At 61.9% G+C, this 21,887-nt stretch carries 29 protein-coding genes; 25 read left to right on the top strand and 4 right to left on the bottom strand.

What is annotated here, in order from left to right; translation table 11 throughout:
- Positions 1–20: 20 nt before the first annotated feature.
- Entirely contained in the window at positions 21–1,448 is a 1,428-nt protein-coding gene (locus tag M2361_RS19060) for an NAD-dependent succinate-semialdehyde dehydrogenase (RefSeq protein WP_046807447.1), read from the bottom strand.
- 169 nt (positions 1,449–1,617) lie between these two features.
- Between M2361_RS19060 and M2361_RS19055 the strand changes: the two genes are divergently transcribed.
- The 19 genes from M2361_RS19055 (at position 1,618) to rplQ (ending at position 11,808) form a co-directional block, all read left to right on the top strand.
- Positions 1,618–2,394 carry an aspartyl/asparaginyl beta-hydroxylase domain-containing protein gene (locus tag M2361_RS19055; RefSeq protein WP_259251213.1) on the top strand — a complete coding sequence of 259 codons (777 nt, stop codon included), beginning with the start codon at positions 1,618–1,620 and terminating at the stop codon, positions 2,392–2,394.
- Between the two features lie 374 nt (positions 2,395–2,768).
- Positions 2,769–3,137: a 50S ribosomal protein L14 gene (gene rplN, locus M2361_RS19050; RefSeq protein ID WP_046807446.1), complete on the top strand. Its 369-nt coding sequence runs from the start codon at positions 2,769–2,771 to the stop codon at positions 3,135–3,137.
- Positions 3,138–3,148: 11 nt separating this feature from the next.
- The gene (rplX, locus tag M2361_RS19045) at positions 3,149–3,469 is read left to right on the top strand and encodes a 50S ribosomal protein L24 (RefSeq protein ID WP_056571030.1); all 321 of its coding nucleotides are present in this window, start codon (positions 3,149–3,151) and stop codon (positions 3,467–3,469) included.
- Positions 3,470–3,481: 12 nt separating this feature from the next.
- Positions 3,482–4,021, top strand: a complete 540-nt coding sequence (rplE, locus tag M2361_RS19040) for a 50S ribosomal protein L5 (RefSeq protein WP_006216529.1) — start codon at positions 3,482–3,484, stop codon at positions 4,019–4,021.
- Between the two features lie 12 nt (positions 4,022–4,033).
- A complete protein-coding gene (rpsN, locus tag M2361_RS19035) occupies positions 4,034–4,339 on the top strand; it encodes a 30S ribosomal protein S14 (protein WP_006216527.1) in 306 nt (101 codons plus the stop codon).
- A 10-nt stretch (positions 4,340–4,349) separates the two neighbouring features.
- Positions 4,350–4,745, top strand: coding sequence for a 30S ribosomal protein S8 (gene rpsH, locus M2361_RS19030; protein ID WP_006216525.1), 396 nt, complete (start codon positions 4,350–4,352; stop codon positions 4,743–4,745).
- Positions 4,746–4,757: 12 nt separating this feature from the next.
- Positions 4,758–5,291, top strand: a complete 534-nt coding sequence (gene rplF, locus M2361_RS19025) for a 50S ribosomal protein L6 (RefSeq protein WP_046807445.1) — start codon at positions 4,758–4,760, stop codon at positions 5,289–5,291.
- Between the two features lie 21 nt (positions 5,292–5,312).
- On the top strand, positions 5,313–5,678 hold the full coding sequence (gene rplR / locus M2361_RS19020) for a 50S ribosomal protein L18 (protein ID WP_006227039.1): 366 nt from the start codon (positions 5,313–5,315) through the stop codon (positions 5,676–5,678).
- A gap of 15 nt (positions 5,679–5,693) precedes the next feature.
- A complete protein-coding gene (gene rpsE, locus M2361_RS19015; protein WP_006216521.1) occupies positions 5,694–6,215 on the top strand; it encodes a 30S ribosomal protein S5 in 522 nt (173 codons plus the stop codon).
- A gap of 3 nt (positions 6,216–6,218) precedes the next feature.
- Entirely contained in the window at positions 6,219–6,404 is a 186-nt protein-coding gene (gene rpmD, locus M2361_RS19010) for a 50S ribosomal protein L30 (protein WP_006216520.1), read from the top strand.
- Between the two features lie 9 nt (positions 6,405–6,413).
- Entirely contained in the window at positions 6,414–6,854 is a 441-nt protein-coding gene (gene rplO / locus M2361_RS19005; RefSeq protein ID WP_013397002.1) for a 50S ribosomal protein L15, read from the top strand.
- Between the two features lie 14 nt (positions 6,855–6,868).
- The gene (gene secY, locus M2361_RS19000) at positions 6,869–8,194 is read left to right on the top strand and encodes a preprotein translocase subunit SecY (protein ID WP_054420844.1); all 1,326 of its coding nucleotides are present in this window, start codon (positions 6,869–6,871) and stop codon (positions 8,192–8,194) included.
- Between the two features lie 8 nt (positions 8,195–8,202).
- On the top strand, positions 8,203–8,421 hold the full coding sequence (gene infA, locus M2361_RS18995; protein ID WP_003806927.1) for a translation initiation factor IF-1: 219 nt from the start codon (positions 8,203–8,205) through the stop codon (positions 8,419–8,421).
- 34 nt (positions 8,422–8,455) lie between these two features.
- On the top strand, positions 8,456–8,569 hold the full coding sequence (gene rpmJ, locus M2361_RS18990) for a 50S ribosomal protein L36 (RefSeq protein WP_003806928.1): 114 nt from the start codon (positions 8,456–8,458) through the stop codon (positions 8,567–8,569).
- A gap of 43 nt (positions 8,570–8,612) precedes the next feature.
- Positions 8,613–8,978: a 30S ribosomal protein S13 gene (rpsM, locus tag M2361_RS18985; protein WP_006216517.1), complete on the top strand. Its 366-nt coding sequence runs from the start codon at positions 8,613–8,615 to the stop codon at positions 8,976–8,978.
- Between the two features lie 15 nt (positions 8,979–8,993).
- Positions 8,994–9,395: a 30S ribosomal protein S11 gene (gene rpsK / locus M2361_RS18980; RefSeq protein ID WP_006216516.1), complete on the top strand. Its 402-nt coding sequence runs from the start codon at positions 8,994–8,996 to the stop codon at positions 9,393–9,395.
- Between the two features lie 11 nt (positions 9,396–9,406).
- Positions 9,407–10,030 carry a 30S ribosomal protein S4 gene (gene rpsD, locus M2361_RS18975; protein ID WP_006389633.1) on the top strand — a complete coding sequence of 208 codons (624 nt, stop codon included), beginning with the start codon at positions 9,407–9,409 and terminating at the stop codon, positions 10,028–10,030.
- A gap of 214 nt (positions 10,031–10,244) precedes the next feature.
- Entirely contained in the window at positions 10,245–11,231 is a 987-nt protein-coding gene (locus M2361_RS18970) for a DNA-directed RNA polymerase subunit alpha (protein ID WP_006216514.1), read from the top strand.
- A 184-nt stretch (positions 11,232–11,415) separates the two neighbouring features.
- The gene (gene rplQ, locus M2361_RS18965; protein ID WP_006389635.1) at positions 11,416–11,808 is read left to right on the top strand and encodes a 50S ribosomal protein L17; all 393 of its coding nucleotides are present in this window, start codon (positions 11,416–11,418) and stop codon (positions 11,806–11,808) included.
- A gap of 108 nt (positions 11,809–11,916) precedes the next feature.
- Here rplQ and M2361_RS18960 read toward each other — a convergent pair whose 3' ends face one another.
- Positions 11,917–12,354, bottom strand: coding sequence for an HIT family protein (locus tag M2361_RS18960; protein WP_100853742.1), 438 nt, complete (start codon positions 12,352–12,354; stop codon positions 11,917–11,919).
- A 125-nt stretch (positions 12,355–12,479) separates the two neighbouring features.
- On the opposite strand from M2361_RS18960, the gene cutA reads away from it, so the two are divergent.
- The 3 genes from cutA to M2361_RS18945 all read left to right on the top strand — a co-directional run bounded on the left by cutA (position 12,480) and on the right by M2361_RS18945 (position 15,733).
- Complete coding sequence (cutA, locus tag M2361_RS18955) at positions 12,480–12,827, top strand: divalent-cation tolerance protein CutA (protein WP_050448300.1); 348 nt, start codon at positions 12,480–12,482, stop codon at positions 12,825–12,827.
- A complete protein-coding gene (gene dsbD / locus M2361_RS18950; RefSeq protein ID WP_259251179.1) occupies positions 12,827–14,728 on the top strand; it encodes a protein-disulfide reductase DsbD in 1,902 nt (633 codons plus the stop codon). The genes cutA and dsbD overlap by 1 nt, the downstream gene beginning before the upstream one ends.
- A 129-nt stretch (positions 14,729–14,857) precedes the next feature.
- Positions 14,858–15,733: a DMT family transporter gene (locus M2361_RS18945; protein WP_100857536.1), complete on the top strand. Its 876-nt coding sequence runs from the start codon at positions 14,858–14,860 to the stop codon at positions 15,731–15,733.
- Here the strand turns inward: M2361_RS18945 and hemB are convergent.
- Together hemB and yihA are read right to left on the bottom strand one after the other, a co-directional pair.
- Complete coding sequence (hemB, locus tag M2361_RS18940; protein WP_259251178.1) at positions 15,730–16,746, bottom strand: porphobilinogen synthase; 1,017 nt, start codon at positions 16,744–16,746, stop codon at positions 15,730–15,732. The genes M2361_RS18945 and hemB overlap by 4 nt on opposite strands.
- A complete protein-coding gene (yihA, locus tag M2361_RS18935; RefSeq protein WP_006216506.1) occupies positions 16,743–17,366 on the bottom strand; it encodes a ribosome biogenesis GTP-binding protein YihA/YsxC in 624 nt (207 codons plus the stop codon). Before yihA ends, hemB begins: the two co-directional genes overlap by 4 nt.
- 222 nt (positions 17,367–17,588) lie before the next feature.
- Here yihA and M2361_RS18930 point away from each other — a divergent pair, with 222 nt between their 5' ends.
- The 3 genes from M2361_RS18930 (at position 17,589) to ccsB (ending at position 21,865) form a co-directional block, all read left to right on the top strand.
- Positions 17,589–18,290 (top strand): c-type cytochrome, encoded by a 702-nt coding sequence (locus M2361_RS18930; protein WP_100857537.1) that lies wholly within the window; start codon positions 17,589–17,591, stop codon positions 18,288–18,290.
- Between the two features lie 119 nt (positions 18,291–18,409).
- Positions 18,410–20,488, top strand: a complete 2,079-nt coding sequence (locus M2361_RS18925; RefSeq protein ID WP_259251176.1) for a cytochrome c biogenesis protein ResB — start codon at positions 18,410–18,412, stop codon at positions 20,486–20,488.
- Between the two features lie 9 nt (positions 20,489–20,497).
- Complete coding sequence (gene ccsB, locus M2361_RS18920; RefSeq protein ID WP_259251175.1) at positions 20,498–21,865, top strand: c-type cytochrome biogenesis protein CcsB; 1,368 nt, start codon at positions 20,498–20,500, stop codon at positions 21,863–21,865.
- Positions 21,866–21,887 lie beyond the last annotated feature (22 nt).

The raw sequence follows: 21,887 nt of genomic DNA, 5'->3' as shown, positions 1-21,887 counted from the left end.
TGGCTGACGGTCGAAACCGATCAGATGTGCGTGATGAATTTCGTGACGAGATAACCGTCGAACGTTTCCAGGCCGCCTTCACTGCCGATGCCGCTGTCCTTGATGCCGCCGAACGGCGTCTCGGCCAGCGCGCTGCCGAAGTGATTGATGTTGACCATGCCGGCTTCGAGGCCATTGGAGACCTTGGTGGCCGTCTTCAGCGAGTTCGTGAACACGTAGGACGACAGGCCAAACGGCAGGCTGTTGGCGCGGCGCAGGACTTCGTCGGTGTCCTTGAAGCGGACCACCGGCGCCACGGGGCCGAAGGGCTCTTCGGTCATCAGCATCGAGTCGTCCGGCAGTTCCGTCACGACCGTCGGGGCGAAGAAGAAGCCCTTGCGATCCAGCGGGCCGCCGCCGACCACGACCTTGCCGCCATGCTTCTTGGCGTCGTCGATGAAGGCGCTCATGGCGGGCACGCGGCGTTCGTGCGCCAGCGGGCCCATGTCGGTACCGGCTTCCAGGCCGTCGCCAACCTTGATGTTCTTCAGCACGTCGGAGAAGCGCGCCAGGAACTGTTCGTAGGCGCCTTCCTGCACGTAGAAGCGGGTGGGCGACACGCAGACCTGACCGGCGTTGCGGACCTTGAACTTGGCCAGCATTTCAGCGGCGCGGTCAATGTCGGCATCGTCGAACACCAGCACCGGCGAATGGCCGCCCAATTCCATGGTGACACGCTTCATGTGCGCGCCGGCCAGCGCGGCCAGCTGCTTGCCCACCGGCACGGAGCCGGTGAACGACACCTTGCGCACGATCGGCGAACGGATCAGGTAATCGGAAATCTTGGCGGGCTCGCCCCAGACGATGTTCAGGCAGCCCTTGGGCAGCCCGGCGTCGTGGAACATGCGGGCAATCGCCATGACGGCGCTGGGCGAATCTTCCGGGCCTTTCAGCACCACCGTGCAACCGGCGCCGAGCGCGGCGGCGATCTTGCGGATGGCCTGGTTGTACGGGAAGTTCCAGGGCGTGAACGCGGCGCACACGCCGATGGGTTCACGCACGACGAACTGGCGCACGTCCGGGTTGCGGGGCGGGACCACGCGGCCATAGATGCGGCGGCATTCTTCGGCGTGCCAGTCAGCGTGTTCGGCGCAGGAGGTAACTTCGCCCACGGCTTCGGCCAGCGGCTTGCCCTGGTCCAAGGTCATGTTGCGGCCGATTTCCTTGGCGCGCTCGCGCGACAGCGTGGCAACCTTGCGCAGGATGGCGGAGCGATCCATCGGAGAAGACTTCTTCCACGATTCGAACGCGCGCTGCGCGGCGGCTAGCGCACGGTCCAGATCCGCTTCCGTGGCGTGAGGCAACTGGCCAAGCACTTCCAGCGTGGCCGGGTTGATGACGTCCTGGGTGCGCCTACCCTCGCCGGAGATGAATTCGCCGTCGATATACAGCGCCAACTGTTCATACATGCCTGTCGTTCCTTGCGAAATGGGAGTGGAGTGCGATCGCGTATCGCCCACGCCAGTCTAAACCAGCTTGCGTGTGGCGGGGAGGTCCAATCCGCATTGCAAGATTGGAGCCAATCCACAGGCCGAGCCTTGCAAGGCCATGCGGGCTTGGACACAATGGGACCCTCTTATGCAGCCTGATCCCATTCCTATCGTGCAACCCGTTGATGCGCTTCCCGGCAGCAAACCCAGTCTGTATTCCCGGCTGCTGTTTCGCTTTATTGATTGGTTGCGCCACCGGATAGCACGGGCATCGCTGGTGGGCGACAAGCCGATCTTCCAGAACAGCCAGTTCCCGTGGATCCCCGAGCTTGAAGCTCGCACCCCTGCTATCCGTGCTGAACTTACGGAATTGTTGGCCGAACGCCAGCATCTGCCGGCGTTTCACGAGATCTCCCCGGATGTCGGCATGATCACGTCCGACGACCAATGGAAGACGTTCGTATTCATGGGCTACGGGCTGCGTTCCGAGCGCAACCTGGCGCGCTGTCCCGAGACTGCCCGCGCCCTGCAAGGCATACCCGGCATCCGAAGCGCGTTCTTTTCGATCCTGGAACCGGGCAAACGGATCCCGCTGCATACCGGCCCCTACAACGGCGTGCTGCGTCTGCACCTGGGCTTGGTTGTGCCGGAACCTGCCGAACGCTGCTGGATCGAGGTCGGGGGCGAGCGGTACCACTGGCAGGAAGGTCGGGCCGTGGTGTTTGACGACCTGTATCCCCATCAAGTCCACAACGACACGCCGGGCCTGCGGGCCGTGTTGTTTGTCGACTTTGAGCGCCCCTGCCGGGTTCCGGTAAAATGGTTGAATCGCCTGGTGCTCAGAGCGGCGCCGTTCACGGATGAAATCCGTCGCGGCAAGGCCAATCATGACGCCTGGGAGAAGGGCTACTACCGTCAGAAATAGGGGCGGATAGCTCGAAAACCGTTCCCCTTATAGGGGAGCGTGGTCTTTTGTGCGTCATTCCAACAAAGTGCTTGCGCTCAAAATTTAACCACGCTAGAATGATCAGCTTTCCCAGATTGTCGATTGAGTTAAGGGATGTTTAGCACTAAAAGCTAGCTTCTGAACTCGTCGTGTTGGGGGAATACCCGCAGGATTTCAACCCAGGGTCGTTGCGTTGCCAACCCGTTGCAGAGGTAGAGCGAAAGCTCTAGGTCTACAACACAAAAGCAGGGCGGCAGACCTGACGGGACCAAAACTGGCAGGAATTGCAGAGTTCCTCGGGGGGAAAACCCCGGGAAAACAGTATTTCCAGTTAAGTTGGAACAGGAAAAATCATGATCCAAATGCAGACCACGCTGGACGTGGCCGATAACACTGGTGCGCGTCATGTCATGTGCATTAAGGTGCTCGGTGGCTCCAAGCGCCGTTATGCCGGTATCGGCGACATCATCAAGGTGAGCGTCAAAGATGCGGCTCCGCGCGGACGCGTCAAGAAAGGCGAAATTTACAATGCCGTGGTGGTTCGTACCGCCAAGGGCGTGCGCCGTAAAGACGGTTCGCTGATTAAGTTCGGTGGCAATGCCGCCGTATTGCTCAACGCCAAGCTGGAGCCCATCGGCACCCGCATCTTCGGACCCGTTACGCGCGAGTTGCGTACCGAGAAGTTCATGAAGATCGTGTCGTTGGCCCCGGAAGTGCTGTAAGGAGCCCTACGATGAACAACATTCGTAAAGGCGACGAAGTCATCGTCCTGACCGGCCGCGACAAGAAGCGTCGCGGTACCGTGCTGGCCCGCGTCGATGCCGACCACGTCCTGGTCGAAGGCGTCAACGTTGCCAAGAAGCACGTGAAAGCCAACCCGATGGCTAACAACCCGGGCGGGATTGTCGAAAAGACCATGCCGATCCACATCTCGAATGTGGCGCTCTTCAACCCCGCAACCGGTCGTGGCGACCGCGTGGGCGTTCAAGAAGTCGAAGGTCGCAAGGTCCGCGTGTTCCGTTCCAATGGTGCCGTTGTCGGCGCCAAGGCGTAAGGGGCGATAGACATGTCTCGTTTGCAAGATTTCTACAAGAGCAAGGTCGCTGGCGACCTGCAGGCCAAGTTTGGCTACAAGAGCGTCATGGAAGTGCCGCGCATCACCAAGATCACCCTGAACATGGGTGTCTCGGAAGCCGTGTCCGATAAGAAGGTTATCGAACACGCGGTGTCGGACCTGACCAAGATCGCTGGCCAAAAGCCTGTCGTGACGAAGACCAAGAAGGCTATCGCCGGTTTCAAGATCCGCGAAAACTACCCGATTGGTTGCATGGTCACGTTGCGTGGTCAACGCATGTACGAATTCCTGGATCGCCTCGTTGCGGTCGCGCTGCCTCGCGTGCGCGACTTCCGTGGTATCTCGGGTCGTGCGTTCGACGGCCGTGGCAACTACAACATCGGGGTGAAAGAGCAAATCATTTTCCCCGAAATCGAGTACGACAAGATCGACGCGCTGCGTGGGCTGAACATCAGCATCACCACCTCCGCGAAGACCGACGAAGAAGCCAAGGCGCTGTTGACGGCCTTCAGCTTCCCGTTCCGTAACTAAGGGGCTGATGACGTGGCTAAACTTTCCCTCATCAATCGCGACATCAAGCGCGCCAAGCTGGCTGACAAGTTCGCTGCCAAGCGCGCTGAGTTGAAGGCGATCATCGACGACCAGTCGAAGACCGACGAAGAACGTTACCAAGCTCGGCTCAAGCTGCAACAGCTGCCGCGCAATGCCAATCCGACGCGCCAACGTAACCGTTGCGTGGTCACCGGTCGTCCGCGCGGTGTGTTCCGCAAGTTCGGCCTGACGCGTCACAAACTGCGTGAAATGGCGATGAAGGGCGAAATCCCCGGCATCACCAAGGCCAGCTGGTAGGAGATACATTATGAGCATGAGCGATCCCATCGCCGATATGCTGACCCGCATTCGCAATGCGCAGCAAGTGGACAAAGTTACGGTGAGCATGCCCTCCTCGAAGCTGAAGGCGGCTATTGCCGCTGTGCTGAAAGACGAAGGCTACATCGACAGCTTTGAAATCAAGGGCACCCAGGCCAAGCCTGAGCTCGAGATCACCCTGAAGTACTACGCTGGTCGTCCGGTTATCGAGCGCATTGAACGCGTTTCGCGCCCCGGTCTGCGTATCTACAAGGGCCGTACCAGCATTCCTCAGGTCATGAACGGCCTGGGCGTGGCTATCGTTTCGACCTCGCGCGGCGTCATGACCGACCGTAAGGCTCGCGCCAACGGCGTCGGCGGCGAAGTGCTGTGCTACGTGGCCTAAGGAGAAATTCGAATGTCACGTATCGCTAAGTATCCGGTCGAACTGCCCAAGGGTGTCGAAGCTGACATCAAGCAGGATCAGATCATCGTCAAGGGCCCGCTGGGCACCCTGACTCAAGCCCTGACTGGCGACGTTACGGTTGCGATGGACGAAGGCAAGCTCACGTTTGCCGCCGCCAACGAATCCCGTCACGCCAATGCCATGTCGGGTACCGTGCGCGCTCTGGTTGCCAATATGGTTACCGGCGTGAGCAAGGGCTTCGAGCGCAAGCTGACCCTGGTTGGCGTGGGTTACCGCGCCTCGATCCAAGGCGATGCCGTTAAGCTGCAGCTCGGTTTCTCGCACGACGTTTTGCATCAGTTGCCGGCCGGTATCAAGGCCGAATGCCCCACCCAGACGGAAATCGTCATCAAGGGCGCCAACAAGCAAGTCGTCGGTCAGATGGCCGCTGAAATCCGCTCGTACCGCGAACCCGAACCCTACAAGGGCAAGGGTGTGCGTTACTCGGACGAACGCGTCGTCATCAAAGAAACCAAGAAGAAATAACGGCGCACGCAAGGACGAATCATGGACAAAAAAGTTTCCCGTTTGCGTCGTGCGGTTCCGACCCGCCGGAAGATCAACGAGCTGCGCGTTCACCGCCTCTCGGTCTTCCGCTCGAACCAGCACATCTACGCCAACATCATTTCGCCGGAAGGCGATCGCGTTCTGGTCAGCGCCTCGACGGTGGAAGCCGAAGTGCGTGCGCAACTGGCTGGCCAAACCGGTCAAGGTGGCAACACTGCCGCTGCGACGCTGGTTGGCAAGCGCGTGGCCGAAAAGGCCAAGGCTGCCGGTATTGAACTGGTCGCTTTCGATCGCTCGGGCTTTCGTTACCATGGCCGCGTGAAAGCGCTGGCCGATGCCGCGCGTGAAGCCGGCCTGAAGTTCTAAGCGAGGATCTGTCAAATGGCTAAAGTACAAGGCAAGAACGCCGCGGAAAAAGAGAACGATGACGGCCTCCGCGAAAAGATGATCGCGGTCAACCGCGTGAGCAAAGTGGTCAAGGGTGGTCGCACCATGAGCTTTGCCGCGCTGACCGTGGTTGGCGATGGCGATGGTCGCGTCGGCATGGGTAAGGGCAAGGCGCGTGAAGTGCCGGTGTCCGTCCAGAAGGCAATGGAACAGGCCCGTCGCGGCATGTTCAAGGTTGCTCTGAAGAACGGCACGCTGCACCACACCGTGGTTGGCAAGCATGGCGCCGCTACCGTGCTGATCTCGCCGGCTGCTGAAGGTACTGGCGTTATCGCCGGCGGCCCGATGCGCGCTATTTTTGAAGTGATGGGTGTGCGTAACGTGGTTGCCAAGAGCCTGGGCTCGAGCAACCCCTACAACATGGTTCGCGCCACGTTGAATGGTCTGCGCGCTTCCCTGACCCCGGCCGATGTTGCTGCCAAGCGCGGCAAGTCGGTCGAAGAAATCCTGGGGTAAATCATGGCTCAGAAGCAGATCAAAGTGACCCTCGTGCGCTCCGTGATCGGTACCAAGCAATCGCACCGTGACACGGTTCGCGGTTTGGGCTTGGGCCGCATCAACAGCAGCCGCGTGTTGGTCGATACGCCCGAGGTGCGTGGGATGATCCGTAAGGTGGATTATCTCGTTTCCGTCTCGGAAGCCTAAGGAATCACCATGTCGGATATGCAACTTAATTCGCTGAAGCCCGCTGAGGGCAGCAAGCACGCCAAGCGCCGCGTCGGCCGTGGTATCGGTTCGGGTCTGGGTAAAACCGCCGGCCGTGGCCACAAAGGTCAGAAGTCGCGCTCGGGCGGTTTCCATAAGGTTGGCTTCGAAGGCGGTCAAATGCCGCTGCAGCGTCGTCTGCCCAAGCGTGGTTTCACCCCGCTCGGTCAGCACCTGTACGCCGAAGTCCGTCTGTCGGACCTGCAAGCCTTGCCCATCGACGAAGTCGACGTGCAAGTGCTCAAGGCGGCTGGCGTGATTGGTCAGGCGGTTCGTTACGCCAAGGTCATCAAGTCGGGTGAACTCTCGCGCAAGGTAGTGCTCAAGGGCATTACCGCGACGGCCGGCGCTCGCGCCGCCATCGAAGGCGCGGGCGGCTCGCTTGCTTGATCATGAGGTGACGAGTGGCTAACGCGCAGGCATTGGGCAAAACCGGAGCACGGTACGGTGATTTGAAGCGCCGTCTTGTGTTCCTGGTGCTCGCTCTGGTGGTTTACCGTTTGGGTACACACATCCCCGTACCGGGTATTAATCCGGATGCGCTGGCGGACTTGTTCCGTCAGAACCAGGGCGGGATCCTGGGCCTGTTCAACATGTTCTCGGGTGGGGCGCTCTCGCGTTTCTCGATTTTTGCCCTGGGGATCATGCCGTACATTTCGGCATCCATCATCATGCAGTTGATGTCGGTGGTGGTGCCGTCGCTGGAAGCGCTCAAGAAAGAGGGCGAATCCGGTCGTCGGAAGATTACCCAATACACCCGCTACGGCACAGTCGTGCTGGCGCTGGTGCAAGCAGTGGGCATTTCGGTAGCGTTGGAGTCCCAACAGGGACTGGTGATCGATCCGGGTATGCTGTTTCGCTTCACGACCATTGTGACTCTGGTCACCGGCACCATGTTCGTCATGTGGCTGGGTGAGCAGATCACTGAACGTGGTCTTGGCAACGGGATTTCCATCCTGATCTTCGCAGGTATCGTTGCGGGTCTGCCCGCGGCGCTGGCTGCACTGTTGGACCTGGTCCGCACCAACGCGATGTCCGTGCTTTCGGCACTGTTCATTGTGGCTCTGGTGGTGCTGGTTACCGCTTTTGTGGTGTTCGTGGAACGCGGACAGCGCAAGATCACGGTGAACTACGCCAAGCGTCAGGTCGGCAATAAGGTCTACGGTGGTCAAAGCTCGCATTTGCCGCTGAAGCTGAACATGGCAGGGGTGATTCCGCCGATTTTCGCATCGTCGATCATTCTGTTCCCGGCCACGATCACGAGCTGGTTCTCCAGCAGTGAGAACATGCGCTGGCTTAGTGACCTGGCTGCGGCCCTGTCGCCTCGTCAACCGCTCTACATCACGCTGTACTCCGTCGCGATTATTTTCTTCTGCTTTTTCTACACGGCTCTGGTGTTCAACAGCCGCGAAACGGCGGACAACCTGAAGAAGAGTGGTGCGTTTGTTCCGGGTATTCGTCCGGGCGAGCAAACGGCGCGCTACATCGACAAGATCCTGATGCGTCTGACGCTCGCAGGTGCCTTGTACATCACTTTGGTGTGCCTGTTGCCTGAATTCTTGGTGATGCGCTGGAACGTTCCCTTCTACTTCGGTGGTACGTCTCTGTTGATTATTGTGGTGGTGACGATGGATTTCATGGCACAGGTTCAGGCCTACATGATGTCTCACCAGTACGACTCGTTGCTCAAGAAGGCCAACTTCAAGGGCGCGGGTTTGCCGATGCGGTAAGCAAAAGAATGTCCAAGGACGACGTCATTCAGATGCAAGGCGAGGTTCTTGAGAACCTCCCGAACGCGACATTTCGCGTCAAGCTCGAAAACGGCCACGTGGTGTTGGGCCATATTTCCGGCAAGATGCGTATGCATTACATCCGGATCCTGCCGGGTGACAAGGTCACAGTGGAGCTCACGCCCTATGATCTGACGCGAGCCAGGATAGTTTTCCGCTCCAAATGAGCGGAACCGGATTACGGAAAATTAGGAGTCAACCATGAAAGTAATGGCATCGGTTAAGCGGATCTGCCGCAACTGCAAAGTTATCAAACGTCACGGCGTGGTGCGTGTTATCTGCACCGACCCGCGTCACAAGCAGCGTCAAGGCTAACTCGGGTTAGCGACTACGCAACAGATTTATTCAAGGAATAGTCATGGCCCGTATTGCTGGCATTAACATCCCGCCGCAACAGCACGCCGAGATCGGACTGACCGCCATTTTTGGCATTGGTCGTACGCGCGCTCGCAAAATCTGCGAAGCGGCAAACGTACCCTTTGACAAAAAGGTCAAGGATCTGAACGACGCTGAATTGGAACGCGTCCGCGAACATGTTGGTTTGTTCACGGTTGAAGGCGACCTGCGTCGTGAAGTACAGCTCTCGATCAAGCGTTTGATCGACCTGGGAACCTACCGCGGTATGCGTCACAAGCGCGGTTTGCCCGTGCGCGGCCAGCGCACTCGCACCAACGCCCGGACCCGTAAGGGCCCGCGTCGTGCTGCTGCGTCCCTGAAGAAATAATCGAGGAACTGGATTATGGCGAAAGCTTCCACCAGCGGCGCTTCGCGCGTGCGCAAAAAGGTTAAGAAGAACGTCTCGGACGGCATCGCGCACGTTCACGCTTCGTTCAACAACACCATCATCACCATCACCGACCGTCAGGGCAACGCTTTGTCGTGGGCCACTTCGGGTGGTGCTGGTTTCAAGGGTTCGCGTAAGTCGACCCCGTTTGCCGCGCAAGTCGCCGCTGAAACGGCTGGCCGCGTCGCGCTGGAATACGGCATCAAGACGCTGGAAGTGCGCATCAAGGGCCCCGGTCCTGGCCGCGAATCGTCTGTCCGCGCTCTGAACGCGCTGGGCATCAAGATTTCGTCCATCGCCGACATCACGCCCGTTCCGCACAACGGCTGCCGTCCGCCGAAGCGTCGTCGTATCTAAAGGGAATCCACATGGCACGTTATATTGGACCCAAATGCAAGCTCTCGCGCCGCGAGGGTACTGACCTGTTCCTGAAGAGCGCCCGTCGCTCGCTGGATTCCAAGTGCAAGCTGGATTCCAAGCCTGGCCAACACGGCCGCACTTCGGGTGCCCGCACTTCCGACTACGGCCTGCAGCTGCGCGAAAAGCAAAAGCTGAAGCGCATGTACGGCGTGCTGGAAAAGCAATTCCGCAAGTACTTCGCTGAAGCAGAGCGTCGCCGTGGCAACACCGGCGAAACCCTGATCCAGCTGCTGGAATCGCGCCTGGACAACGTCGTCTACCGCATGGGCTTCGGCTCGACGCGCGCCGAAGCTCGCCAGCTGGTGAGCCACCGCGCCATCGAACTGAACGGCCACACGGCTGACATCGCTTCGATGCTGGTCAAGGCCGGTGACGTCATCTCGATCCGCGAAAAGGCCAAGAAGCAAGGCCGTATCAAGGAATCGCTCGATCTGGCCACCAGCATCGGCATCCCCCAATGGGTGGAAGTCGACACGACCAAGCTGACCGGTACGTTCAAGTCGGCTCCCGATCGCGCTGACGTCGCTCGCGACATCAACGAATCGATGGTCGTCGAACTGTACTCGCGTTAATCAGGTCGGCCGGCGCCTCCTTCGCAGGTGTGCCGGCTACTGGTCCCGCGACCCGTTTGCACGTCTCGCAGCAGCCCGCTTTCCGCCTTTTGGTGGGGCGGGCTTTGCGGTAAGTATCGGCCGGCGTTTTTGCACCGCCCGAGTTTCATGTTTCACCCTGTCCATCAGCCTTATCGGTGTAACGAGCCGAGGGTATTGAAAAGGAACACAGTAAATGTCCACTCAAGGTTTTCTGAAGCCGCGCTCCATTGAAGTCGAACCGGTCGGCACGCACCATGCCAAGATCGTGATGGAGCCGTTCGAGCGTGGCTACGGTCATACTCTGGGCAACGCCCTGCGCCGCATCCTGCTGTCTTCGATGACCGGCTACGCGCCGACCGAAGTGCAAATGACGGGCGTGGTGCACGAATATTCGACCATCCCGGGCGTTCGCGAAGATGTCGTCGACATCCTGCTGAACCTGAAGGGCGTGGTTTTCAAGCTGCACAATCGCGACGAAGTGACCCTGGTTTTGCGCAAGACCGGCGCGGGCACCGTGCTGGCCAGCGACATCGAACTGCCGCACGACGTCGAGATCATCAACCCCGGCCATGCCATCTGCAACCTGACGGACGCAGGCAAGCTGGAAATGCAGATCAAGGTTGAGAAGGGCCGTGGCTACGTGCCGGGCAACGTGCGCGCGCTGTCGGAAGACCGCACCCACACCATCGGCCGCATCGTTCTGGACGCTTCGTTCAGCCCGGTTCGCCGCGTCAGCTACGCGGTGGAAAGCGCTCGTGTTGAACAGCGCACCGACCTGGACAAGCTGGTTCTGGACATCGAAACCAACGGCGTGATCTCGCCCGAGGAAGCGGTGCGCCAGTCGGCTCGCATCCTGATGGACCAGATCTCGGTCTTCGCCGCGCTGGAAGGCGCTGGCGATTCGTACGAAGCGCCGGTCCGCGGCACGCCGCAGATCGACCCGGTCTTGCTGCGTCCGGTCGACGACCTGGAACTGACCGTGCGTTCGGCCAACTGCCTGAAGGCCGAAAACATCTACTACATCGGCGACCTGATCCAGCGTACCGAAAACGAGCTGCTCAAGACCCCGAACCTGGGTCGCAAGTCGCTCAACGAAATCAAGGAAGTTCTGGCTGCACGTGGCTTGACCTTGGGCATGAAGCTCGAGAACTGGCCGCCCCTGGGCCTGGAGCGTCCCTAAGCTTTAAACGGGTGGCGCCCTGGCAACGGGGCGTCTCCTGCAACGCCCGGCAACCCCGTCGGGCGGTTTGCGAATTCGTCGTAAAATGCACCGTTTTCTACCGGACCGCAGCCTGATTGCAGGTTGATAGAAGAGCCGGCAACCCGATGGCGAACGCCATCTTTAGATTCAAAGGAAACTTATCATGCGTCACGGTAATGGCTTGCGTAAGCTCAACCGCACCAGCAGTCACCGTCTTGCCATGTTCCGCAACATGGCCGTTTCGTTGATCACTCACGAAGCTATCAAGACCACGCTGCCGAAGGCGAAAGAATTGCGCCGCGTCATCGAACCCCTGATCACGCTGGGCAAAGAGCCCACGCTGGCGAACAAGCGTCTGGCATTTGCCCGTCTGCGCGATCGCGATGCGGTGGTGAAGCTGTTTGCCGAAATCGGCCCGCGCTACGCGGCCCGTAACGGTGGCTACACCCGCGTGCTGAAGATGGGCTTCCGTCAAGGCGACAACGCTCCCATGGCTTTCATGGAACTGGTTGACCGTCCGGAAGTTGATGAAGCCGCTGAGGACAGCGCCGAATAAATTCGGTTGCTAGATAAGCGACAAGGGCGGGTCTTCGGACCCGCCCTTGTTTTATTTGCGCCGGGCATTTGCTTGCCCGGCGTTGGCGCATCCGGCTCGCGCTTTGAATCAGGACGCGTGCAGTTCCCCCCGCAATTGCGCGGCGGTGGCCGCCAGGGCCTCTTGAGGCGGTTGTGGCGGCATCTTGAACGTCAGGTTCTGCTGTTCGATGTACGCCGTGGACGTGACGTCCTGCGTGTGGTGCATGGGGATAACGTGCGCGTGCGAGTGCGCCACGTGTATGCCGGTGAAGGCGAAGCCCACCCGCTCCACGCCGTACAGGCGCTTCATGTGGCGGCCCAGCTTCTGTCCCAGGTTCACAATGTGCCCCGCCAGGTCAGCCGGCATGTCCTCGAAGTACGGGTAATGCTGCTTGGGAATGATCAGCGTGTGCCCCGGCCGCACGGGCTGGATGTCCAGGAAGGCCAGCAAACGCTCGTCTTCATGAATGATGTGGGCGGGAATCTCGTGCCGGGCGATCCGGCAGAACAGGCATTGGTCTGGCATGCGGGCCTCGTGAAAGCGGGTGGCATGGTGGGGGGGACGTCCGCGTTGATGGAACCGGAGCGTTCGCCGCAATATCGATAAAATACCCCGAGTTACATCCCACACGGGTATCCCAAGGAGGCTCCATGTTGCGCGATGACGACGTCGTGCTGGTCATCAGCAATGCACCCGATCTCTTGTTGGCCAAGCGCATTGCGCATGTGCTGGTGGAAGATGGCTTGGCCGCCTGTGTGAACCTTGGCGCGCCGGGCCTGTCCATCTATCTGTGGAACGGAGAGGTCGAGGGGACGGAAGAAGTCCCCATCCACATCAAGACCACCTACGCGCGTCATCAGGCCGTTGTTCAGGCCCTGGCGCAGATGCATCCCTACGATGTGCCCGAGATCATTGTGCTGCCCGTTATCGGCGGCGCCGCACCCTATCTGGACTGGGTTCGCGAACAGACGGCCGTCAAGCAAACCAAGAGAGAATAATGTTGCAACTTGCCGGTATCGTCGGTGCGCGCGGGCGCTCGATTCCTGCCATCCGCGCGGCGCGCGCCTTGATCGGGCGCAGCCTGGTGTTGCTGGCGACGGCGCTGTTGCTGCTGACCTGGCAGGCGGCCGCGCAGGCCGAAGCCGAATTCCTGGAACCCGAAAAGGCGTTCGTGTTCAGCGCGCAGATGGCCGCGCCCGACACCTTGGAACTGCATTACAAGGTCGCGCCCGGCTACTACATGTACCGCGAGCGCTTCGGCATCACGATCAGCCCGATCGGCGCCACCACGTTGGGCGAGGCGGTCTACCCCAAAGGCGAGGTCAAGTACGACCCGACCTTTGAGAAGGACATGGAGGTCTTTCACAAGGATGTGATGATCCGCGTGCCGGTGGGCGCGGGTGGGCAACCTTTCACCCTGACCTTGACCGGGCAGGGCTGCGCGGATGCCGGCCTGTGCTATCCGCCCATGGACAGCAGCGTCAAGCTCACGCCGGTTGCCGGCGGCTACGCGCTGGCGGATGGGGCAGGCGCGCAAGCCGCTCCCGCCGGGTCTTCTGGCGGCTTGAGCGCGCTGGTCAAGGCTGGCGATACCGGTCTGGCCGATGCGTTGGGCGGCCTGGGTTGGGCCAAGACCGCTGGCGTGTTCCTGGTTCTGGGCTTGCTGCTGGCATTCACGCCCTGCGTGTTGCCGATGATCCCCATCCTGTCTTCGATCGTGCTGGGCGGCGCAACGCAGGCCCGGCCCTCGCGCGGGCGTGGCCTGGCCCTGGCCGCAACGTATGTGCTGGGCATGTCGGTGGTGTACACCGCGCTGGGCGTCGCCGCCGGACTGAGCGGCGCGGGCCTGGCCGCATGGTTGCAAACCCCCTGGATCCTGACGCTGTTCGCCATCCTGCTGACCGTGTTGGCACTGGCGATGTTTGACGTCTTCACTTTCCAGATGCCGTCAGGCGTGCAGGCCAAATTGTCCGAGCGTTCGTCGCGCGTGCCGGGCGGCCGCTACACCGGCGCGCTGCTGATGGGCGCCTTGTCGGCGCTGATTGTCGGACCTTGCGTTGCCGCGCCGCTGGCGGGTGCGCTGTTGTATATCTCGCAGACGGGCGACGTGGTGCTGGGCGGTTCGGCCCTGTTCGCCATGGCCTGGGGCATGGGCGTGCCGCTGTTGATCGTGGGTGCATCGTCGGGCGCCTTGCTGCCCAAGGCCGGCCCCTGGATGGACGGCGTCAAGCGCCTGTTCGGCATGCTGCTGCTGGCGACGGCGTGGTGGATGCTGATACCCGTGGTGCCAACCTGGGTGCAGATGTCGGGCTGGGCCTTCCTGGCGGTTGTGTCGGCGGTGATGCTGCGTGCGTTTGATGCCTTGCCCGCGGGCGCCGGCGCCGCGCGCATGTTCGGCAAGGGGCTGGGGCTGTTGTTGGCGCTTGCCGCTGCTGCGTGGCTGCTGGGTGCGGCCAGCGGCGGGCGCGACGTATTGCAACCGTTGTCGCACCTGGCCGCGCGTGGCGACGCATCCGTGGGCACGGCCGTCACCAAAGGCGAGCTTCAGTTCACCCGCGTGCGCAACAACGCGGAACTGGACGCGCTGCTGGCGCAGAGCACCCAGCCGGTCATGCTGGATTTCTATGCCGACTGGTGCGTGTCGTGTCGCGAAATGGAGCGCTTCACGTTTACCGATCCGGGCGTAGCGCAGCGCATGTCCGGTATGTTGCTGGTGCAGGCCGACGTCACCGCGAACAACGCCGACGACCGGGCCCTGCTCAAGCGCTTCCGGCTGTTTGGGCCGCCGGGCATCATGTTCTTTGAACCGGGCGGCAAGGAATTGCCGGACGCGCGCGTCGTCGGTTTCCAGGACGCCAAGCGCTTCACGGAATCGTTGGACAAGGTGCTGGTGCGCTGACGACGGGCGATATACCATGGCGGCTGCGCCGCGTGGGCGGCGCATTCCACTCCCTCCAGGCCGGCGCCCGTGACGTCCACAACAGTTGATGCAAGCCAGGACCGTAACGGTCTTATCTATGTTCAATTGATGTTCGTCATGGCCACATGGGGCCTGAACATCGTCTCCATCAAGTACCTCACGCAGCACATGGACATCCAGGCGCTTGCCGCCGTGCGGATCGTCATTGCGTTCATCACCGTCACCCTGATCATCAAGGCCCGTCGAGGCCGCGTGCCCAAGCTGGGCCGCATGGAACTTGGCTGGGTGGCGCTGGCGGGCTTCTTGGTTGTGTACGCGCACCAGGTGGCGCTGGTGTCGGGGCTGCGGTTTTCATCGGCGGCCAACGGCACGCTGATCATGGCCACCAGCCCGCTGTTGTCGGCATTGCTGGCCGCGCTGTTCTATCGCGAAAAGCTGACTACGGTACGCATCTGCGGGGCCTTGCTCGGCCTGCTGGGCGTGGGCATGGTGGTGGCGGGCAGCGGGGCGCAGTTCGGGCTGACCGGCTGGGGCGATGCGGTGGTTTTCGTGGCCGTGCTGGTGTTCGTGTTTGGCGGGCTGGTGATCCAGCGCATGTCGCGCACGATGGATCCGTTGGGCATGCTTTGGTACATGTACCTGGCAGGCGGCCTGATGCTGGTGGTGCACGCGGCGGTGACGCCGTCTTCCTACCAGACCGATACCTGGCAGATGACGTGGTGGCCGTGGCTGGTGCTGCTGTTTTCAGCGGTGATTGCGTCAGGCGTCAGCAACATCATCTGGAATGCCGGCATCGCGCGGCTGGGCATCAGCCGCGCGGCCTTGTTCGTGAACTGGCTGCCGATATTCGGGTTGCTGTTCGCGTCCCTGTTCCTGGATGAACACGTCACGTTGACCCACGTGCTGGGCCTGGCTTGCGTGTTGGGTGGAACGTGGCTGGGGCTGCGCCGGACGAAGCCGGCGCCTAGCCGTAAAAGCGTTTAGCGCTGCGCCTTGAGCAGCGTGGCCGCTTCGATGGCGAAGTAGGTCAGGATGCCGTCGGCGCCAGCGCGCTTGAACGCCAGCAGCGCTTCCATCATGACCTTGTCGTGGTCCAGCCAGCCGTTGGCGGCGGCGGCCTTGATCATCGCGTATTCGCCGCTGACCTGATAGGCGAACGTGGGCACGCGGAACGTGTCTTTCACGCGGCGCAGCACGTCCAGATACGGCATGCCCGGCTTGACCATGACCATGTCGGCGCCTTCGTTCAGATCGGCGGCCACTTCGCGCAAGGCTTCATCGAGATTGCCCGGGTCCATCTGGTAAGCCATTTTGTTTGACTTGCCCAGGTTGGTGGCCGAGCCCACCGCGTCGCGGAACGGGCCGTAGAACGCGCTGGCGTACTTGGCCGAGTAAGCCATGATCTGCGTGTGGATGTGGCCGTTGGCTTCCAGCGCCTGGCGGATCGCGCCGATGCGGCCGTCCATCATGTCGCTGGGGGCGACCATATCGACACCGGCCGCGGCTTGAGTCAGCGCCTGCTTGACCAGGATCTCGACCGTGATTTCATTGATGACGTAGCCGTTCTCGTCGATGACACCGTCCTGGCCATGGCTGGTATAGGGGTCCAGCGCCACATCGCACAGAATGCCGAGTTCGGGAAAACGCTTTTTCAGCTCGCCCACCACGCGCGGAATCAGGCCGCGCGGGTTGGTGGCTTCGATGCCGTCGGGCGTTTTCAGCGCGGGGTCGATGACGGGGAACAGCGCCATCACCGGAATGCCCAGCTTCACGCATTGCTCGGCCACCGGCAGCAGCGTGTCCAGCGAATAGCGGACCACGCCGGGCAACGACGCCACGGCTTGCTGCACGCCCGTGCCGTCGGTCACGAAGACGGGGTAGATCAGGTCATTGACCGTCAGCGCATTTTCGCGCACCAGACGGCGGGTGAAGTCGTCGCGGCGCAGGCGGCGGGGGCGGGAAACCGGAAACTCAGGGGTGATGATCTGCGGGTTCATGATTCGACCTTGGGGGAAATCCAATTCTCAATGTGGGCGCCGGCTTCTTCCAGCCCGATGCGCTCGGGCGCAGAGAACGGGATGGTGTGCAGGGCGCCGATGTCGGCCAGGTCTTTGCGGACGGAGAACACCGTGCGCATGCGCTGTCCGTAAGGCAGTTTGTCGGCCTTGGTCAGCAGCGCCAGCACCGGGCGTCCGGTGGGGGCGATGAAGTTGGCCAGGCGGCGGTCAAGTTCGGTGACGCCGCGGCGGATGTCGATCAGCAGCACGATGCCTGCAAGCGACTCGCGGTCGCGCAGATAGCCGCCGAGGATGTCCGCCCATTTTTCTTTTTCGTTGCGCGCGACGGACGCATAGCCGTAGCCGGGCAAGTCAACGAGAAAACCGATGTGGCCTTCCGGATCCAGCGGGTCGGGCAAGCCGAACATGTTGATCAAGCGCGTGCGGCCCGGCGTCTTGCTGGAAAACGCAAGGCGGCGCTGGTTGCACAGCACGTTGATGGCCGTGGATTTGCCGGCGTTGGAGCGGCCGACAAAGCAGACCTCGGGAGCGCCGGCGGCCGGCAACTGGTCGAGGCGAGCTGCGGAGGTAAGGAAGGAGGCGCGATGTAGGAGGGACACGGATGGGCTTTGGATACGGTTGGTTTCGAGCCCTATTGTATAATCCGGCGTTTGCAACAGTGGTCCCCGTGCGCGGAGCCGTCTTTTTTGCTTACTGTTTAGGTGCCAGCGGCAACTTGGCAGGCAGATTGGGCAAATGAGGTTCGATACGGTTTTCCAGGGTGTGCGGGGCAGGCGTGGGCGCCTTTTTGCGCCTTGATCGATGTGATCGTCGAGGTCTTCATGAAGCGTGTGCTGTCCCGAATGTTGGTTGCGAGCGGGCTGTTGCTCGGCGCCTCCGCCTTCTCTACACCCAGTTTCGCCGCTGACGGCGCTGCGGGCCCGGCCAAGCCAGATGCCGCCAAGGGCGGTCAGCTGTTTGACCAGGGCGACGCCTCCAGAGGCATCATCGCCTGTGCGTCCTGTCACGGCGCGGCGGGCAACAGCACCATCCCGGTGAACCCCAACCTGGCCGCGCAACCCCACGAATACCTGGCCAAGCAATTGGCCGACTTCCAGATCAAGCAGGGCGCCAAGCTGCCTGTGCGCAACGGCGCGGGTGGCAACCCCACGCCGATGACCGCCATGGCGCAGAACCTGACGCCGGCCGATATGCAGAACATCGCGCTGTACCTGGCGCAACAGCCTCTCAAGGAACCCGCCACGGCAGGCCAAGAGAAGCTGGTGGATCTGGGCCAGAAGATCTGGCGCGGTGGCTTGCCCGAACGCAATGTGCCGGCCTGCGCGGCGTGCCACTCTGCCAATGGCGCGGGCATGCCCGCCCAGTACCCCCGCTTGTCGGGGCAGTTCCCCATGTACATTGAAGAGCAGCTCAAGCTGTTCCGCAGCGGCGACCGCAAGAACGACATCATGTTCGCGATTGCGGACCGCATGTCGGATGCCGATATCAAGGCGGTATCCGACTACGCGGCAGGCCTGCGGTAGGCGCCAGCCCGCAACACGCGCGGCTGGTCCGCGTTCATGCAACCTGAGCGTGACGGAACCCGATTCCGTTACGCGCTGTCTATGAGGGGGGTAGCCGATCGCGCGGCCCCCCTTTTTTCATGAATTCAACACGAACCCACACTCGCCCCTCTTTGCGCAGCCTGCCCGGTGACTTCTTCGAACTGCTCGGTTCGATGCGGTTCGCCGTCAGCCTGTTGATGTTCATCTGCGTGGCGAGCCTGGTGGGCACGGTGTTGCAGCAGAACCGCTCGTCCAGCAACTACATCGACCAGTTCGGCCCGTTCTGGTACGAGGTGTTCGACAAGTTTTCCATCTGGCACGTTTACAACAGTTGGTGGTTCTTGCTGATCATGGGTTTCCTGGTCGTGTCGACCTCGGTGTGCCTGACCCGCAACGCACCCAAGATGCTGCGCGAAGCGCGCTCATTCCGCGAGCACGTGCGCGCGAGCAGCCTGCGCGCGTTTCCGCATCGCGTTGAAACGGAAGAGCCCACCGATGTCGCGCAGACCTCGGCAGGGCTGAAGGCGCTGCTGGAACGGCTGGGTTACGCCGTGCGTGTACGGCAGGACAACGACGGCGTGCTGCTGGCCGCCAAGAAGGGCAGCGCCAACCGCCTGGGCTATGTGTTCGCGCACGCGGCCATGGTCATCATCTGCGTGGGCGGTCTGCTAGACAGCGAGCTGCCCGTGCGGCTGCAAGTCATGTTCGGCGGCAAGCAACCCATTGTCGACAACATGCTGATTTCGGAAGTGCCCGAAAGCGGCCGCCTGTCGGTCAATAACCCGAGTTTCCGCGCCAGCGTGCTGGTGCCCGAAGGCGGCCAGGCCAGTACGGCGGTCGTGATGGTGGGCGACGGCGCCTTGGTGCAGCCGATGCCCTTCACGCTGAAGCTGAAGAAGTTCGTGGTTGATTACTACTCGACCGGCATGCCCAGTCGTTTCGCCAGCGAAGTTGAAGTCACCGACCCGGATACGGGCAAGACCTTCGATTCCACCATCGAGGTCAACGAGCCGTTGCGTTTCAAGGGCATGACGGTGTACCAGTCCAGCTTTGACGATGGCGGCAGCACGGTGGTCTTGAAGGGTTATCCGCTAGTAGGTTCCCAGGATGCCACTTTCGCCGTTGACGGCACGGTGGGCAAGACAAGCGAAGTGACCGCTCACACGTCGGCCGGTCCGCGCAGCATGGGCGTAGAGATCACGGCCATGCGGCCGATCAATGTGGAAGACCTGACGCGCGGCGATCCCAAGGGCCCCAACCAGAGTTTTGCCGAGCACGTGGCATCGGTGTCGGGCAGCGCGGCGGGCAAGAAGAACGAGAACCTGCGCAACGTGGGTCCCAGCGTTGAATACAAGCTGATCGACGACGCGGGCCAGGCCCACGAATTCCAGAACTACATGCTGCCCATGGAACTGGACGGCGCCAGCGTGTTCCTGGCCGGGGTGCGCAACAATGCGTCCGAGCCTTTCCGCTACTTGCGCATTCCGGCTGACGACGACAGCTCGATCGCGGAATTCATGCGGCTGCGCGCCACGCTGGCCGACCCGGCCGCGCGCCGCGAAGCCGCCCGCCGTTTCGCCGAGCGCAACAGTCCGTCCGGCGCTGACCGCCAGCCCCTGCAAACCGCTGCCGAGCGCGCGCTGGAAACCTTTGCGTCGGGTGGCCTGCAAGCCGTTGCCGCCTTCCTGCAAGCCAACACGCCCGCCGCCGACCTGGAGCGGGCCGCCGATGTGGTGATCCGGCTGATCGGGGCCAGCATGAACGAGCTGCGCGCCATTGAACGCGAACGCGCCGGCTTGCCCCCCGTCGCGGTCGAAGGCCCCGACGGCGAGCGCGCTGCCGTGTGGTCGCGCCTGGCCGTGGCGGCGCTGTCCGACCTGACGGTCTATCCGGCGCCGGTGTTCCTGTCGCTGGCCGACTTCAACCATGTGCAGGCCAGCGTGTTCCAGGTCAGCCGCACGCCGGGCAAGAATACGGTCTACCTGGGCAGCCTGTTGCTGGTCCTGGGGGTGTTTTCGATGTTCTACATCCGCGACCGCCGCGTCTGGATCTGGGTCAAGCCGCAAGGCAGCGGCAGCAGCGTCCTGGCGGCCATGACGTCCCAGAAGCGTACACTCGACTTCAATCAGGAGTTTGAACGCTTCAAGCAGGCGCTGCTGCGCCAGAAAAGGTCTTAAGGTTTTTTTATGTCGACGACGACCACCCCGCATCCCTCCTCGCCGGACACGTTGAACGCGTCGCCCGATATCCTGTGGCAAGACAGCCTGTCGGAAACGGGCGACAACCGCGCCCGGCGCGGCAAGCCGGACTGGACCGACGTAGTCTTCTTCCTGTTGCTGTCGGTGGGCGCGGCCTTCGCGCTGACCCGTCACGGCAACGCGATGGATTATTACGAGAAGATCATCCTGTGCGGCACCGTGCCCGCGCTGACGTGGTTGGGCTGGTTGTGGCGGCCGCTGCGCCGTTTGATGGTCGCCTGTGCCATCGCGGCGGGCCTGGCCTTGATGCTGTACGGCAATGACCTGGCCCGCGCCGAGCAGGTGTTCTTCCTGAAGTACCTGTTCTCGTCCCAGTCCGCCATTTTGTGGATGTGCGCACTGTTCGCGCTGGCCATGGTCTGCTACTGGATCGGCGTATTCAGCCCCACCGCCGCGTGGCTGGGCACGGCGTTGACCTGGGGCGCGGTATTTGCCGGCGTCACCGGCCTGTTGGTGCGCTGGCGCGAAGGCCATCTGATGGGCCCGGACCTGGGCCATATCCCCGTCAGCAACCTGTATGAAGTATTCGTGCTGTTCTCGCTGATCACGGCGCTGTTCTACCTGTATTACGAACGCAAGTACGCCACGCGCGCGCTGGGCGGTTTCGTGCTGCTGGTGGTGACGTCCGCCGTCGTGTTCCTGCTTTGGTATTCCTTCACGCGCGATGCCGGCCAGATCCAACCGCTGGTGCCGGCGTTGAAAAGCTGGTGGATGAAGCTGCACGTGCCCGCCAACTTCATCGGCTACGGCACGTTCTCGCTGGCGGCGATGGTGGGCTTTGCCTACCTGGTCAAGCAGCACGGGCAGACCACGTCGTGGGCCAAGCTGGCGCCCTTGTTCATTCTGGGTGTGCTGCTGTGCGCCGAGCCGATGGTGTTCCGCACTGATGGCCTGTCCGCCACTTGGATGCTGTACTTCGGCGTGGGCGCGGTGATCGTGGGCGCCATCCTGCTGGGCCGCCGCCGCATCGCCGCCGCGCTGCCCTCGCTGGAAGTGCTGGACGACATCATGTATCGCGCCATCGCGATCGGGTTCGCCTTCTTCACGGTGGCGACCATTCTGGGCGCGCTGTGGGCGGCGGACGCCTGGGGCGCGTACTGGCAGTGGGATCCCAAGGAAACCTGGGCGCTGATCGTCTGGCTGAATTACGCGGCCTGGCTGCACATGCGCCTGATCAAGGGCCTGCGCGGCACCATGGCGGCCTACTGGGCGCTGATGGGGCTGTTGATCACCGGCTTTGCGTTCCTGGGCGTGAACATGTTCCTTTCGGGGCTGCACTCGTACGGTCAGCTGTAGCCGTCAGCCTTGATTCGGGCGG

Origin of the sequence: Achromobacter sp. JUb104 (assembly GCF_024806975.1) — a bacterium.
Taxonomy (GTDB): domain Bacteria; phylum Pseudomonadota; class Gammaproteobacteria; order Burkholderiales; family Burkholderiaceae_B; genus Achromobacter; species Achromobacter spanius.
The sequence above is the reverse complement of the archived record's forward strand: the minus strand, read 5'-3'. Positions and strand labels throughout refer to the sequence as shown.